This window comes from Planctomycetia bacterium, assembly GCA_034440135.1.
Lineage (GTDB): Bacteria > Planctomycetota > Planctomycetia > Pirellulales > JALHLM01 > JALHLM01.
Window position 1 is genome coordinate 1 of sequence record JAWXBP010000409.1, and the last position, 15,499, is coordinate 15,499.

14 protein-coding genes are annotated in these 15,499 nt (G+C 61.3%); 4 read left to right on the forward strand and 10 right to left on the reverse strand.

What is annotated here, in order from left to right:
- The coding region (locus SGJ19_23900) for a DUF1549 domain-containing protein (protein MDZ4783302.1) at positions 1-1,118 on the reverse strand (1,118 nt) is incomplete at its 3' end.
- Positions 1,119-1,195: 77 nt separating this feature from the next.
- Entirely contained in the window at positions 1,196-2,068 is an 873-nt protein-coding gene (gene rfbA / locus SGJ19_23905) for a glucose-1-phosphate thymidylyltransferase RfbA (protein ID MDZ4783303.1), read from the reverse strand.
- A gap of 322 nt (positions 2,069-2,390) precedes the next feature.
- On the opposite strand from rfbA, the gene SGJ19_23910 reads away from it, so the two are divergent.
- On the forward strand, positions 2,391-2,843 hold the full coding sequence (locus SGJ19_23910) for a GNAT family N-acetyltransferase (GenBank protein ID MDZ4783304.1): 453 nt from the start codon (positions 2,391-2,393) through the stop codon (positions 2,841-2,843).
- Positions 2,844-3,045: 202 nt separating this feature from the next.
- On the opposite strand, the gene SGJ19_23915 is transcribed toward SGJ19_23910, so the two are convergent.
- Positions 3,046-3,168, reverse strand: a complete 123-nt coding sequence (locus SGJ19_23915) for a hypothetical protein (protein MDZ4783305.1) — start codon at positions 3,166-3,168, stop codon at positions 3,046-3,048.
- 173 nt (positions 3,169-3,341) lie between these two features.
- Between SGJ19_23915 and SGJ19_23920 the strand changes: the two genes are divergently transcribed.
- Both SGJ19_23920 and SGJ19_23925 read left to right on the forward strand, forming a co-directional pair.
- Positions 3,342-4,313 carry a DUF1559 domain-containing protein gene (locus SGJ19_23920; protein ID MDZ4783306.1) on the forward strand — a complete coding sequence of 324 codons (972 nt, stop codon included), beginning with the start codon at positions 3,342-3,344 and terminating at the stop codon, positions 4,311-4,313.
- Positions 4,314-4,519: 206 nt separating this feature from the next.
- Entirely contained in the window at positions 4,520-5,011 is a 492-nt protein-coding gene (locus tag SGJ19_23925) for a hypothetical protein (protein MDZ4783307.1), read from the forward strand.
- A gap of 8 nt (positions 5,012-5,019) precedes the next feature.
- On the opposite strand, the gene SGJ19_23930 is transcribed toward SGJ19_23925, so the two are convergent.
- A complete protein-coding gene (locus SGJ19_23930; GenBank protein MDZ4783308.1) occupies positions 5,020-8,190 on the reverse strand; it encodes a protein kinase in 3,171 nt (1,056 codons plus the stop codon).
- Between the two features lie 271 nt (positions 8,191-8,461).
- On the opposite strand from SGJ19_23930, the gene rplU reads away from it, so the two are divergent.
- On the forward strand, positions 8,462-8,785 hold the full coding sequence (rplU, locus tag SGJ19_23935) for a 50S ribosomal protein L21 (GenBank protein MDZ4783309.1): 324 nt from the start codon (positions 8,462-8,464) through the stop codon (positions 8,783-8,785).
- Here the strand turns inward: rplU and SGJ19_23940 are convergent.
- From SGJ19_23940 to SGJ19_23965, 6 genes are all read right to left on the reverse strand, one after another.
- Positions 8,754-9,095, reverse strand: a complete 342-nt coding sequence (locus SGJ19_23940; GenBank protein MDZ4783310.1) for a hypothetical protein — start codon at positions 9,093-9,095, stop codon at positions 8,754-8,756. The two genes, rplU and SGJ19_23940, sit on opposite strands and share 32 nt — an antisense overlap.
- A 149-nt stretch (positions 9,096-9,244) precedes the next feature.
- Positions 9,245-9,577 carry a zinc ribbon domain-containing protein gene (locus SGJ19_23945; protein ID MDZ4783311.1) on the reverse strand — a complete coding sequence of 111 codons (333 nt, stop codon included), beginning with the start codon at positions 9,575-9,577 and terminating at the stop codon, positions 9,245-9,247.
- A gap of 95 nt (positions 9,578-9,672) precedes the next feature.
- A complete protein-coding gene (locus tag SGJ19_23950) occupies positions 9,673-10,275 on the reverse strand; it encodes a hypothetical protein (protein ID MDZ4783312.1) in 603 nt (200 codons plus the stop codon).
- Complete coding sequence (locus SGJ19_23955; protein MDZ4783313.1) at positions 10,275-11,657, reverse strand: DUF1552 domain-containing protein; 1,383 nt, start codon at positions 11,655-11,657, stop codon at positions 10,275-10,277. The genes SGJ19_23950 and SGJ19_23955 overlap by 1 nt, the downstream gene beginning before the upstream one ends.
- 14 nt (positions 11,658-11,671) lie before the next feature.
- Positions 11,672-14,407, reverse strand: a complete 2,736-nt coding sequence (locus tag SGJ19_23960; protein MDZ4783314.1) for a DUF1592 domain-containing protein — start codon at positions 14,405-14,407, stop codon at positions 11,672-11,674.
- Between the two features lie 30 nt (positions 14,408-14,437).
- Entirely contained in the window at positions 14,438-15,289 is an 852-nt protein-coding gene (locus SGJ19_23965; GenBank protein MDZ4783315.1) for a sialate O-acetylesterase, read from the reverse strand.
- Positions 15,290-15,499: the final 210 nt, after the last annotated feature.

The window sequence follows — 15,499 nt, forward strand, 5'->3', positions numbered from 1 at the left end:
ACATTGAAGGCCGGGAAGAGGATCGCTTGCAGTTGGTAGTAGTCGCGTTGCTTGAAAGGCTCGAACTTGTGGTCGTGGCAACGGGCGCATTGCGTGGTGACGCCGAAGAGGGCCGAGCCCATGATTTGGACGGAGCCTTCGAGGACGGCGTATTTATCGGCGCGGCGTTCGTCGTCGTTGCCGTCGCTGCTGTCGGTGCCGTCGGGGCTGTTGCGGAGGAAGTGCGTGGCGGCGAGCAGCGGCAACATTTCCGGTGTGACGTCAGCGCCAGGTTTGTAGCTGGCGAGGGTGTCGCCGGCGAGCTGTGCATGGAGGAAGGCGTCGAACGGCTGGTCGCTGTTGACGGAGTTGATGACCCAATCGCGATAGCGGAAGGCGTGCGGGCGATCGGTGTCGGCGTTGAAGTAGCCGTTGGAGTCGGCGTAGCCAGCGGCGTCGAGCCAGTATTTTCCCCAACGCTCACCGTAGTGAGGCGAGGCGAGATAGCGGTCGACCATGTTTTCGTAGGCGTGATCGTTTGTGTCGTTGACGAAGGCCGCGATCTCAGCGGGCGAGGGAGGTAGACCGGTGAGGTCGAAAGCGACACGGCGAATGAGCGTGGTGCGGTCGGCTGCGGGGGCGAGCGACAATCCTCGCGACTCCAGCGTGGACTGAATGAAGCGATCGATGTCGTTAATGAGGCGCGAGGCGTCGCGCGGCTCGGGCGGCGCCGAGGGGTTTAGCGGTTGGTAGGCCCAGTGTTCGTCGCCGTTTGGTTTCGGTGAAACCTCAGTAGGTAAGCCTGGTGCGCCGGCTGCGAGCCACTGTTTCAGGATCTGCTTGGCGTCGTCGGGGAGCGGTTCCTCGGGCGGCATTTCGTTGGATTCGACGCGCTGCCAGAGGAGGCTGGATGTTGCTTCCGCGGTGTTGACCGCCGGTCCGTTCTCGCCGCCGCGGGCGATGGCCGTGGGGAGGCTGAGGTTCAGCTCTCCTGCTTGCTTGGCCGGGCCATGACAGCGTACGCAATGGAGTTTGAGGAGAGGGAGGACGTCATCGCGAAAGTCCGGTCCCTCGGCGGCCGCGCCGCTTGCTTGGAGCAGGGCGACGGCCAACATGATGTGAAGCAGCAATCGCTTCATGGGCGGCGGATCCGGGAGGGAATCTGGCGGGACGTGCAGTATAACACACTGATTGAGGCCGACCCACCGTTTCATTGCTACTCCTCCGCCAGCCGCCGCAGGTAGTTTCCGTACTCATTCGCTAAGGGCCGCGCCGCTGTTGTGACTTCTTCGCGAGTGATCCAACCTTGCCGTAGCGCGATTTCTTCCAGGCAGGCGATGTTCAGGCCTTGCCGTGATTGCAATGTTTCGACGAAGGTCGAGGCTTGCAACAAGGCTTCTGGCGTGCCGGTATCGAGCCAGGCGAAGCCACGGCCGAATGGAATGACCTGCAATTGGCCTTGTCGGAGATACTCGCGGTTGACGTCGGTGATTTCCAGTTCGCCGCGCGCGGAGGGGCGCAGCGCGGCGGCGATTTCCACGACGCGATGATCGTAGAAGTAGAGCCCGGTAACGGCGAGATTCGACTTGGGCTTTGTCGGCTTCTCTTCGATCGAGATGGGTTTCCCGGCGGCGTCCAGTTGCACGACGCCATAGCGTTGCGGTTCGCGGACAGGATAGGCGAAAACCGTCGCGCCCGATGTTTGCTGAGCCGCGCGGGTCACTAGTTCGACCAGCCCGTGGCCGAAGTACAGATTGTCTCCGAGCACGAGTGCGACGCCGTCGCCGGCGATGAAATCGCGGCCGATCAAAAATGCCTGGGCCAGGCCTTCCGGCTTGGGTTGTTCGGCGTATTGAATGGAAACGCCGATTCGCGAGCCGTCGCCAAGGACGCGTCGAAAGCTGGGCAGGTCGTCCGGGGTGGAGATCAGCAGCAAGTCACGAATGCCGGCCAACATCAAGGTCGACAGCGGGTAGTAGACCATCGGCTTGTCGTACACGGGCAGCAACTGCTTGCTGACGCCCAGCGTGGCCGGATACAACCGCGTGCCCGACCCGCCAGCGAGAATGATTCCCTTGGTAATCGACAACTTGATGACTCCCGGCCAGGGCGAAGGCGTTCGCGGCAGCGTTCACAGTAACTCGAAGCGCCGGCGAGGGGGAGTGGAGCATCGGACGCTCGCCAATCGCACTTGCGGCGGATTGAGCGATTCGGGCACAATGACTCGCGACGAACCATTCGAAATGCGTCGCCCCTGAGTGGGGCGTCACTGGCGGCTGGTCCGCCAGTGCTTGAGTAGGACCTATGCTCGGCGTGAATCCCACACTGGCGGACCAGCCGCCAGTGGCACCCGTTGCTTAGTTCCTTCAACAAGTGCGTACCGTCAACACCAGCGATGGATTGCGAGCACCATGGCGAACGCCAAGATCGATGTTCTCGGGCCGGAAGAGATTCCGTTGGTGGCGAGTCTGTACAACCAGATTTTCCGCCCGCAACGTGACGCGGCGTTTCTGCGGCGACGGTTTCTCGGGCGCTACAACGTACTGATGATGGCAGCGGCGATCGACGACAATCCCGTCGGATTCTTCGTCGGGTTCGAGCTGAAGCCCAACGCCTTCTTTGCCTGGCTTTACGGCGTGTTGCCGGACTATCGCCGGGCGGGCGTAGCGGCACAGTTGATGGCTGGCGTGCATGAATGGGCCAAGCAGCAGGAATACGAAGTGATTCGCTTCGAATGCCACAACCAGCATCGGCCGATGCTGCACATGGCGATCGCGCAGGGCTACGACATCGTCGGCATCCGCTGGGATCCTGACCGGCAACAGAACCTGGTGATTTTCGAGCGGTCGCTGGCGCACGAGTGAACCGATTGGCGAAACTGTGCGCGGATAAGCCCAGGGAAGGCCACCATCGTCGCTGGCGATAGTGTTGACTTTGAGGGCCTTCCCTGGGCTTGTTGAGTGCGACGTCGCTGGTCGGGCTTTGCGCTTCAACTTGACGGCGCGAGGCGGAAGCATTAGTTTGCTGGGGATTGCTCGGAGTTTTCCACCTGCCTTTCCCGAGTTTCTACATGTCCTGCGCCGCGACGACCTTCGATCCGGTCACGTTCGGCCAGGGCTTTTCGTGAGTGCGCTCTCGCACGGTGGCGGCGTGACCGTCCTGGAAATCGCGCTGCGTTAATCCAGTCAATTCGACAGATTTTAGCGCAGTCGCCGGTTCTCTCATTTAGGACGAAGCGCGTCGCGCACGTGGTCCCGGTCCGGGAAGACGTCGTCCAGCCAGCGCGTTCGCGCGCGGCAACCTTCGCGATGTTTCGCAGCGCCCGATATGGCTCCGTTTCTTTTTTTCGAGGAGTTTTACCGATGACCTTGTTTCGTCGCCGCCGAGCGGCCTTCACGTTGGTGGAATTGCTGGTTGTGATCGCCATCATCGGCATCTTGATCGCCCTGTTGCTGCCGGCGCTGCAGACTGCGCGCGCTTCGGCGCGCCAGGCCTCGTCGAAGAACAACTTGAAACAGCTTGGCCTCGCCGTGCACACCGCCGAGAACGCCAAGCGGATCACGCCGCCGATGTTCGGGCATTTTCCCGCCACGACTGAATCGGGCGCAAGTGGTTCGTTGGTCTACCATTTGCTCCCGTTCTTCGAGCAATCGGCGCTGCACAAGCTGGGCCCGGACAAGGCGCGCAGTCAGGCGATTCCGACGCTCGCTCACCCCGGCGACGTCACCTATGCCGATGGGTTGTACAAGCTCGATACACAGGTTCCGGCGTGGGCGACGGAAGGCAATGTCTGGGGGCTGAGCAGCTACGGCGGCAACTACCAGGTGTTCGCCGACAAAGGCGTGAAGCTCTCCGCGCAGATCAAGGACGGCACGTCCAACACAATTCTGTTCGCCGAGAAATACGCGCGTTCCAGCCGGCCGACAGGCGTTCCGGCCGTCGGTGGCGCGCTTTGGGGGTACGGCGTGGCGCCGGACACGATGAGCTTCCAAGGCCGCTTCTGGCTCGACTCGATGCTGCCGGTGCTGTTACCGACCGACCACATGTATGTGAGCGGATATTGGGCGCGGACTGGCTTCGTGAATTTCAACGGCGCCGTGGCCTGGAACGCCGATCAGACTTGGCAATGCAAGTGTCACAAGAAGCCGGAGTTCAACCCGCCGGTGGATAACGTGCATCCGCTCAAGGCGCAGAGCATCGCGTCGGAGGCGATCAACGTCTGCATGGCCGACGGCGGCGTGCGCTCGCTGACGAGCGCGGTCACGGACGAGCAGTGGTACTACTGGGCCACGCCGGCGGATTCGGACCTGCCGACTGGCGATGTTCCGCAGTAGTTGACCATGCATTGGAATCGTGTCGTGGGCCGCGCAGTGCGGCCCACGACCCATTCGTTTTCGTTGGTGCCCCCACAGTCTCCTTTCGCTCCGCGAAAGGTTCGGCCTTTCGCGGAGCGAAAGGAGACTGTGTTCTGCACATGTTCATCGATGACATACAAAGCATGTCGAGAATGCGTCGCGTACCGGCTGTTCGATATTGGCTGATGTTGCTACTCCTCGCCCTGATTACCGGCTGTGGTGCGGAGACCGATCCCGAGCGCATCGCCGCGCGTTGGGTGTTGGACAGCGGCGGGCAGCTCCAGGTCGATGCCGATGGCAAGGCGACCACGATCTCCGCAGAGACGGGGCTGCCTGCGGGCGCTTTGAACGTCGTCGGCGTCGCCTGGGACATTTACCCGGGCGATCGCAATCCGCGCGTTACGGACGCGGAGTTGGTCCACTTTGCGAGCTTTCCGAAGCTCAAGTCGCTCGATATTTGGGCCAGCGACGTAACGGACGCAGGGATGGCGCAGCTCACGAAGCTTCCGGCGCTCGAACAGCTGATTCTGACCGACACGAAGATTACCGACGCGGGGCTCGCGCAGATTGAGCAGATTAAGACGCTCCAGGAACTATCGCTGATCGATACGCAGGTGACCAAGGCGGGCGTTGCGAAACTGAAGCGCGCCTTGCCGAACTGCCGCGTGCGGAACTAGCCCTACCCCTACGGCGCGGCGACGACCTGTTCGGCTTCCGCGCGGAGTTGCCGTAGTTCTTGATTGCCGGGGCGATGTTCTTGCATCCAGGCTTGCCCTTGGCGCAGTTGTTCTTGCGCGGCAGGTAAATCGCCTTGTTTGGCCAACGCCATCGCCAGCCAGAACATCGCTCGGCCGTTCGGCACGTTTTCCAAGGCCGACTGGCATTCCGCAAACATCTCTTGTCGATACCACGCAGCCGCCTCGGTAACGGCGTATTCATAATTGCGATCCGCGGCGTTGACGGCTCGTCGCGACAGTTGCGCCGCCAACTCCGCTTCGCGGAGTTCCGTTGCCGGGCATTCCACCAAGTACGTCGCGAATTGATCCAGGTATTCCGGGGGCGACAGCATGGAATCGAGCGCCTCGAAATGACGCTTGGCCTCCATCAATGCAGTGCGTCCACGCTCTTGATCGCCCGCCGCGAAGAACAGGCTACCGCAGCGGTATTCCATCAGCGCCGCTGATTGAAAGTGAGCGGGCAGCGCGCCTGGTTCCGTAAGCAGTTTCGCGAACAGTTGCCGCGACTCGTTGTAGTATTCCTGCTCGAGTTCGCCCGGCGTGCGCGAGGCCTGGGCCAGGTGGCTTTTCACCACCGCCAATCGATGCAGGTACGCCGGTTCCCCTTGCGCTTCGGTCAACAGTCTTTCGAGCTCATCCCTGGCGCCCGTGAAGTTGATTTGCGCGGCGGTAAGATCGTCCAAATCCAGTAAGACTTGCCCGAGCACATCCTTCGCCGCGGCCAACGATTCACGGTAAGGTGGTAAATCAGAATGACTCACTAACGCGGTGAAGACTTCGATCGCGTCCTCGGCAAGTTGCTTGGCGGCGGTAGTGTTGCCGAGTTGCAACTGCACCTGCGCGAGATCGGTCATAGTGAGCGCCAGGTTCTGTCGGTAGCCGGGCACTTCTCGAAACGTGTCGGCCAGGAGTTGATATTCCGCGCGAGCGCCGACATAAGCTTGAAGTTCGAGGTCACTATCCCCGAGCGCTCGTGAGGCAATGGCTTGCAGTACCAGGACCGACGCGCGATCGTTGCGGTAGCCAGCGTGACGCTCTTCCTGTCCGCTCAGCCAGGCCAGGCTCTTCGCCGCGTCGCCAAGCATGGTGGACGCTTCGAGGTACTTCCCACGCAACATCGCGATTTCGGCCGCAGCGGCAAAGAACTTCGCTTGCAGAGCTTCGTAGCGTGCGTCCGACGCCTGCGCATTTCTCCATGCGGATAGTTTGGTAGTCGCGTCGAGTGATAATCGCTCCGCCTCATCCAATCGCCCCTCCGCCGCCCAAAGGCTGGCACGATCGATCATCGCGGAAACCCACGCCTCGCGGAACTCGAACCGCTCGGGTTGCGCGCTCAACAACTGCTCGGCGATGGCAATCGCTTCGCCGTAGAGCTTGTCAGCTTCCTTGCGCTGATCGGTTTCGGCCAGCGTCATCGCGAGCTTGATGCGGCTGTTCGCGCGTTCCAGACGCAATTCCAGGGAGTCGAGCGTCAGTGTGTCGAGGAGATCGCGCGCGGTCCGATACGCTTCTTCCGCCTCCGGCTGTTGGTCGAGCATGCGCCGCACGTCGCCCAACCGCAGCTTCGTGCGGCCGCGTTCCAGTTCCAGCGCCGGATCGTCGTTGGCTTGCTCGGCGAAATCATCGTAATACGTGGCGGCCTTTTCCAGCAGTGCGCTGCGCCCTTTCTGCATATCCGGATACAGTTCAATCAACTCGCTGACTCCCGTCAGCCAGGCGTCGGTCGCCTCGCGGGACTGAGCCAAGCGGGCCACGGCCTGCCCGCGGCGTAGTTCCGCCTTCGCGCGCGATTGATTGATCAACCACGCCGCGACGCTGCCGCCGATCGCCAAGAGCGTCAGCGTCGCCACGCCCGCGCGAAGCCACGTGCGGTGCCGTCGCCCCCAACGGGCGCAGCGTTCGAGCCATGGTTCTTGATAGGCCGTCAGCGGTTCGTCCGCCAGCCAGCGGTCCAAGTCATCGGCCAACTCGATGGCCGAGCGATAACGGCTCGACCGTTCCAGCGACATGGCTTTCAGGCAGATCGCCTCGAGCGCCGGCGGAACCGCGGGGCGCACGGCGCGCGGCGGCGGGAATTCGCCGCGTTTGATCATCTCGAAAATGCCGAGCAAGTCCTTGCCGGCGAACGCGGGCTGGCCGGTCAACAAACAATAGAGCGTCGCGCCGAGACTATAGACGTCGCTCGCCGGACCAAGTCGATCGAGCTCGCCAGCGGCCTGTTCGGGGCTCATGAACGCTGGCGTGCCAACAGCACTGCCGTGGTGCGTGCCGGTGTATTGGTCGAGCGGGATCAACGGCAGCGTATCGCCGGTATTCGCGTCTTTCGCCGTGGCGAGCTTAGCGAGCCCCCAATCGACGACGAGCGTCTCGCCGAAGCGCCCTAGCATCACATTGCGCGGCTTGATGTCGCGATGGATCACTTGCTGGCTGTGGGCATAGTCGATGGCGTTGCAAACGTCGATCAATCGCCGCAACAGTTTGCGAAACTCCAAGCCGCGGGTGCGCGTGAAGTCTTCATCCGGCGAGACCGCTGCATGAAAGGCTTCGATCGCGTCGTGCAGGCTTTCACCCTCGATCAGCCGCATCGCGTAATACGGCTGCCCGTCTTCGGCGGCGCCTACGGCGTACACCGGCACAATGCCTGGATGCTGCAAGCCGCCGGTCACCTCCGCTTCACGTAGAAATCGGCCGCGCAGTTCTTGGGTGTTGCGTTCGGCGGCCTTGGCGCCCAGCCGGCCGTGCCGCGCCGAGGTCTTGCCGATCGACATCGCTTTGATGGCCACGCTCCGACGCAATGATTTTTGCCGGGCCTCGAAGACCTGCCCCATCCCGCCCCGGCCGATTTCCCTGACGAGTTCGAAGTCCTCTAAATTGGCGAGCATGGCGTTTGGCGCCGTAGAACTCGCGTCGACGTCGCCAGCGCTCGTTTCGCCGGCGTCGGGATCGGAAATGCCGGCCCAGTCGCTGAAAAACTCCCGGAGTTGGGGGGCGAACTGGGGGTGCTTCGCCAGAAAGGCGTCCTGGGAGACCGCCTCGCCGCGCTCCATTGCTTCGAGGTATTCGCAAATAATGCCGTCGAGCAGGTCGTCGGACGGCTGAGTTTCTTGCGGCTCTGACATGGCTTACCTCTCGCGGGCACGGCGCTGCCGGAATCGGCTTGATTGTATCATGGCCCCCCGGCAGTGGCGGTTTTTGAACGACCGCCCTGAATGGCCGAATCACGCCGGTCAAACTGCCTCGGTAGCATGAAATTGGTTGCGCGCCGGTCTCGACAATTGTGTCGAGCAGGGTTAGATTATGGGGCTTCACCGTGCAGGGGGAGCAGGGGAGTTTTGGACTCCGCCTGACGGCCCTTTCAGGAACCTGACGCTTTCACGGCGGTTTTCGAGCATGTACGCGATCATCATTGACGGCGGGCGGCAATATAAAGTCGAAGAGGGGCTAGAGTTGGACCTCGACTATCGCGAGGCTTCGGCCGGCGATGAGATCGTGTTCGACGAGGTCGTGGCCTGGTCGGCCGACGGCGACATCCGCATCGGCACGCCCAACGTACTCGGCGCCAAGGTGACTGGCGAAGTCGTCAGCGTTACGCAAGGCCCGAAGCTGGTGGTCCAAAAGTTCCGCCGTCGCAAAACGACGCGCCGCAAGAACGGCCACCGCCAGATGCATACCCGCGTGAAAATCAGCAAGCTGTCGCTGCTTTCCGCAACTTAGTCTCACGCTCGAATTTCACGGTAATCTCACGGTATTTGTCCCAAAGCTTACCGGACCCGTGGACCGTGGCCCGCAGTTCGAGTTCGACAGGTAAGGCTTTGGCGGCCTCACTGTCAAACTGGGGGGGGCTGGATTTCGACCGTACATTCACCTGAATGTCGGCGTCACCATGCACCCAGAAGTGACCCGGGGCGCCATCGGGGGCCGTGTCGGACAACCGCGTCAACTGGAAGGCTTTGGTCCGATACCATTCCCGCTGTTGTTCGGCCTCATCTTTGCGGGCCGCAGGCAGCACCACCTGCCCGGCCATGGTTTGGTGGACCTTGGCTAGCTCCTGTCGCAGGGCGCGATCACCCGCTGGTTAATCATCCGCCCCGCCTCTGGGTTCAAGTTCTCAATCAAAAGTTTGTTCCGCTGAGAGTCCGGTTGCCGAGACTGCCGGGCTTCGGTCGCCTCAAGTTAGGCTTGATCGGCCGCTGATCGTTTCATGGTCGTGGCGTTCACCAGCAGGTCGTCCAGTCGTTTGGCTCCCTGCTCAGCCACGGCCGCCGCTCGGTCCAACAGACAGGGCAGAATGTCCGCCTCGGCCATCGTCCCCCCGCTGTCATAGACATAGGTTTGAGACGCCTCATCTTTGCGGTGACAGACGTACCGCTGGTCCTTCGACTGGTATTCAATCCGCCGGCCGCAACGAGCACAGAAGAGAATTCCCGACAGCAGCCCCGATTCGGCCCGTTGGTGAATCCGATGCTCCGACAGGTACTTGACCCGCCGGTCGACCTTTTTGGCCATGTCTGGTGGCACCAGCGGTTCCCAGCAGTCGGGCCGAGAGAACTGTTGATCGCTGTCGTTGGAACTGGGCGCCGGACGGCCCTTGGCACTGACGCCTAGGGATCGCTTCGTGCCTGCGTATCCAAAGGAACGAAACGCACCTCTTCCGCCACCAAGTATTCGCTGGTTCGCGGGCCATTGAACTGCACGTAAGAGATTTCGCCGGCCTTAACTTCGAGTTCGAACGTCGGGACCGGGTCTTCAGGTTTCTTGCGGCCGGGCACCATTTCCAGTTCGCTCCGAGCGACGATTTCCCCTTGGCTATTGAACGCCGCCAGTCTGGCCGACGTGCCCGTCGATGCCCAAAAGACGATCGTCACCGCCGAGGCGCCCTGGGGAAATTGCACCTGCACGGGAATCTGCTGCTCATCCGCCATCGCATTGAGAATGCCTGTGCGTCCTGACGTGATATGCGAAAAAAACATGATCCTTCCGCGGGCCTTGCTCCGCTCGGGCGAGCGCGCAAGCTTGAACTCGACGCCCTTGTCCACATACCGCTCCAAACGATTCACCGCTTCATCGTTTGTAGGGTCCAGCTTGACCGGGACCTGTTCGAAATTAATCACAACCTCCTCGGCCCCCACTGCCGACGACGAGCATAGAACGAGGCCGGCCAGAAGCGCACTGCGAATCGAATCCAAGATAGCCAGCTTGGACATCATGACCTCATCTCCAGGCCGCGCATGGCGCCAGTCGCCGTGGCGAACGTACTCGATTCAATGTTCATGCGCTCGAGCATCGAGACAAACAGGTTCGGCAGCGGATAGTTGTTCGCCGTGTCGAACTTCAGATGCTGGCCGTGCCGGAATCCTCCACCGGCCAACAAAATCGGCATGTTGGTCGTGGAATGCGCGTTGGCATCACCGAGGTTCGAACCGTAAAGCACCATCGTCCTATCCAGTAGCGTTTCGCCTTCTTCCTCGACCGATTTCAGCTCCGTGAGCAATCCGGCCATCGTCCGCATCTGCCACTCGTCGATCACCTTGAGCTGCGCCAGTTTGTCGACGGCCTTGCCGTGGTGCGAGAGGTTGTGATAGCCATCGCTAATCGTGGCGCCTTGGATCTGCATGGCCGGCGTGGAAACGCCATTTTGCATCAGCGTCATCGCGCGTACCGAGTCCGTCTGAAAGGCCAGGCGTGCGAGCCGGTACATCACCTCAATCTTTTGAATGAATTGCGCGGAGTTGGTCGGGTCGTTCGGTGCTGGTTCGTCAACCACCGGCTTGGGCCTGTTTTCCCACGCTCGCGCAGATTGCAGGCGGCTCTCCAAGTCGCGAACGCTGCTGAAGTACTGGTCGAGACGATCTCGATCGCCGGCGCCCATGTTGCGATTGAGAGCTTGCGCCTGTTGCGACACAGTGTCGAGAATGCTGCGGCCGGTATCAACTTCGCGAATTTTTGCTTCGATCTCGGCCTTGGTCCCCTGGAGGAACAATTGCCCAAACACGCTCGACGCACTTTGTTCGGGGGGGATGGCCACGCCGGTTCCGGTCCAGGACAGACTGCGACTGCCGTTCACGGCCAGCGCGAGTGAAGGAAAGCGGGTATGAGAGCCAATGTGTTCCGCGACGTGCTGATCCAGTGAAATGGAGTTGCGGAAGGAACTGCTGGCCGGATGCGGCGCTGCGGTGAGAAAACTGATATCCGAGGGGTGTCCTCCATCCACGTTGGGATGGGACACGCCGCTGATGACGGTGAAGTCCGCCCGGTGCTCTTGCAGGAAGGTTAGATAATGCGAGGGCTGGTAGTCGAAGCCTTCATCGGTCGGAAAGAAGTGCTCGGGCAGCACGCCCAGGTTATTGCAAATGGCCAGCATGCGTCGCGGCGCGCGCTTCCCATCCGGAGATGCCCCCGGTGAACCGGCCCGGGCAAAAGCTGGCGCCATGGCATCCAGAAACGGCAGCGACATCGCGACGCCCGCGCACTGCAAGAATCGCCGCCGTGGAATGGCGTTGCGCGTTACGGAGCCGGGACCAACAGCGCGGCGATGGGATCGATTCTCTTGCATGCTAGCGGCTTTCTCTTGAACAGCGTCACGCATTGCGCTGCGCCAATCTATTTGTTCTGAAACAGCCGGCTCTGTACGATCTCGTGCATGATCGAGCGAACACCGTAGTTGCCCAGTCGCGACCGCTCGAGGATTGCATCCGTCTCTTGCCGATCGGAGAAGCCAATCGGCGCCCCTGTGGCATAGATCATTAATTGCTTAACGAGGTTGCGGGCGATCGTTGCCTCGTCCTCAAGCAACATTTGCTTGAGTTGACGGACGTCGGCAAATTGGCGGCTGTCGGGCAGTGTACCGCTGGGGTCAACGGAAAGGGCGTAGTGAAACTTGAATCGTTGCCCATCGAGGCCAATCCCTGCTTCCGCTGGCACCTCGTCATTGACGGCGCGATAGCGATCGCGCCACGCCCCCATCACATCGAAGCTTTCCAACGCCAGACCCGGCGGGTCCATGCGGGCATGGCACGAGGCGCAGCTCGCGTCGGCCCGGTGCGCCTCGATCTGTTGACGGATCGTGACCGCGCCACGGATATCCGGTTCGACTGCCGGAACCGGGGGCGGCGGCGGCGTCTCAAACCCGAGGATGCGTTCCGTGACCCACACACCGCGCAGCACCGGCGAGGTCGTCGTGCCATTTGCCGTGACCTTGAGCACGCTGGCCTGGGTCATCAACCCGCCGCGGACGCTGTTTGCCGGGAGCGCTACTTTGCGCATGTTGGAACCCTCGACGCCGTCCAGGCCGTAGTGTTTCGCGAGCCGTGCGTTGAGAAAGGTGAAGTCAGATTGGACGATGTTCCGCGCGGGCAGGTCTTCTTTCAGCAATTCGGCGATAAAGAGCCGCGTCTCCTCAACCGCCGCGAGCTTGAGAGGGTCGTCAAGTTCGTAGTCGCTATAGAGCGTCGTGGAGGGCGAGTTGTCATCGATCTCGCGAAGATCGAGCCAATAGTCGGTGAACGCCTCGACGAATCGCCGCGATTTCGGGTCGTCGAGCAGCCGTTCCGTCTGGGCTCGCAATACTTCCGGGTCGCTCATCTTGCCTTGTCGCGCCAGATCGATGAGCCGCGCATCGGGCGTGGAGTTCCATAAGAACAGGGCCAGTCGCGTGGCTAAAGCGTAGTCGTGGAGCTGGCCCGGCGCTTCCTCCACGAACAAAAAACCAGGCGACGCTAAGACCGCGGTATACGTGGAAATCATCGATTTGGCGAAACCGAATCCCTTGGCGTATTGATCCTTGAACAGGTCGAGATAGAGCGCGACCTCGGTTTCCTCAACTGGCCGACGATACGCTCGATCCATAAAGCCGCGCAACAATCGCTCGGCGTCCGTTTCCGAATTCTCGGTAACCACTTCCACGATCGTGGGACTCGGCGCCGGGAATCCGCCGCCTCTTCCGCCCGGTCCTCGGCCGCCGCGCCCGGTGAATCCGCCGCGGCTGCCGATCCCGCTCTCGACCGGCGGGAGCGACACCCCTGGCTCGCCCGGGTTGGCAGCTTCCATCGCCAAGTCGCCAAACAGCAGCTTGTATCCGGCGTCGAACCTCTCATCCGGCAGCGGTCCTTCAACTTCCATCCACTGGATCGCATAGCCCGGCATGCCGTGCTCTGTCGCCAGCGGATTGATGTACTGCTCTCCCGTACCGTTCACTCGCGTGCGAAACAATCGTGAGCCATCGGTGCGCACGACTTCTCCCGCTCGCAACATGACCACCATGTCGCTTTCGCTCGGTTCAGGCGAAAAATCAAACTCGCCGATCATGCGGTTCTGACCTGCGCTTTGAGCAAACACGCTCATTGGCTCGTGGGTGCGACCAGGCCAGACTTCGTCCACATTCGGCCGGTGCCACAGCGGCAGGTAATAGACGGGGGCCTTCTCGTCGCCAAAGCCTTCGTAATACCAGCGGCTGACGCCGCCGCCGCTGACCCAAATCGTGTACCCTTTGAACCGCAGCCGATACTGCCCCGCGACCGGAGCGCGAAACTGCCCCCAGCTATAGCCGCCGGCGTCGCTGAAAATGCTCGAGACCCGCCCGACGGCCTCACGCTCGCGGGTTTCCGGGCTCGATACCGGCGCCCGGCCGGCGCGCACATCCGGCTGTGCCTGGCCGTCGAGCACAGGAAACGAATGCCGGTCCGGCAGTGTGCCGTTTTCGCGCGGGCGGAAGTTGCCGACCAGCGATCCTTCGTCGCGCGCGTATAACCGGGTGGTGGTAGTTTCCGTGCGCTTCCAAACGGCTTTGATAGCTTCCTGCATCGCGTATTCCGCACTCGACAGATAACGGGCCATCTGCACGTGCGAAACATCGAGCGCTCGGCCGGTCTTGTTGAATCGGTGCGCTTCGCCGTCTTCGGGCAACTTCTCCTTGATCTCGGCCCAGGGGACGTTGAGCAAGTCGCGAATGGCGTTTTCATACTCGTAGCGATTGAGTCGGCGCAACGTCGCGCGGCCGTCGCGCGCGTAGAGCGCCTGATCTGCTTCGGTGAGCGACGTGGCCAGGCCGTCCACGAACGACGCCAACGCCTGGGCGTCAGGTCGCGGTTCGTCGGCTGGCGGCATTTCACCGGCCTTCACCCGGTCATGAATCTTGACCCAGCGAGCGAAGTGGTCCCGGTCGTCAGTACTAAATTTGAGCGCGCCGAAATCAAGATTTCCGTTTGGATCGTCGGCGTTGTGACATGCCAGGCAATGGTTTTCGAGAAACGCACTAGCGCCTGCAAACGGCTCGGCCGCCAGCCGTGTCGGCATCGACCAGCATGCCGCGATCATCACGAGGGAATAGAGTCTGGCCACGCTCTTATCCTAACGGTTCGGTGCACATCGTCATTTCGATTCGACCGTCTTGTGTCCCAGCACGTCGAGCATCCTCACACCGTATCGCTGGCCGAACTCCCTGGAGCCCTCTGAATTGAAGTGCAGCCGATCATTGGTTGTGCAGCCAGCCGAGGAAATGACGTAAGAGTTGGGCAGCGTCTTGGGCAGCTCCGCCATAATCTCGTTGAAGCCGGCGCAGCGGCCTGCTTGATCGGCATGCACCAGCTCGCCGGCGAGCAGCGGTACTTCTTCAGGCTTGAGATGCAAGTCCTCAATCAGGTGATCGTAAACGTCTTTCACCTTGTTCGGCCACTCTTTGTCACCTGCGTTCGATTCCCCCTGGTGGAGCAGGATGCCTTTGATCACGCCATCGTTCTGCGCCAATTTGGCCATGTCCACGAGGTATTGATAAGGGTTTCCGTCGTAGCCCTGGACGATATTCTTCATCCACTCCCGTTCCGAATCGAGATAAGTCTGAAAACTGTCTTTCTCGAACAGCTCGATCTTGCAGCCGGGAACCGAAACCTTGATGACGCCGACGCGCACGTTTTCCGGCAGCGTGGCGACCAGCGTGCGGCCAAAATAATCGACCATGCAGATGCCACGGCCCTTGGCCGACAACGGCGGCACAGCGTCGTACCACTTGCCCTTTTCCCAGCCCCGGTCGGAGGAGTCGAAGTCCGCCATCACTTGAAAACGCTTGTCAACCTCCCGGTCCGCCTCGTTCATGGGCCCCCCGCTCTCCAGATTGGACTGCCCAAAGCAGAGGTAGATGTGGAAATTCGGATCCGGATCGGCCGAGGCACCGATCGGGAAGGAAAGCAACGCTGCCAGCCAGAGCAGAATCCGTTTCATCTTCATAGCAATGCTCGGAAATGTTTGAGCGACGACGTGAATCCGTGAAAGAACGCGAACCAAAAAAGGGGGACAGGCATTTCGAAGCAACTGGTTGTCAGCCCCGAGCCAGTCCCCTCTTTTTTTTGGTTCTTCACCCAATTCCGGGGAAAGCCTGGCGGATTTTGAGAAAGAAGTAGTTGTCGTCTCGGTAGCCGTAGGCCATACGTTTGAGGA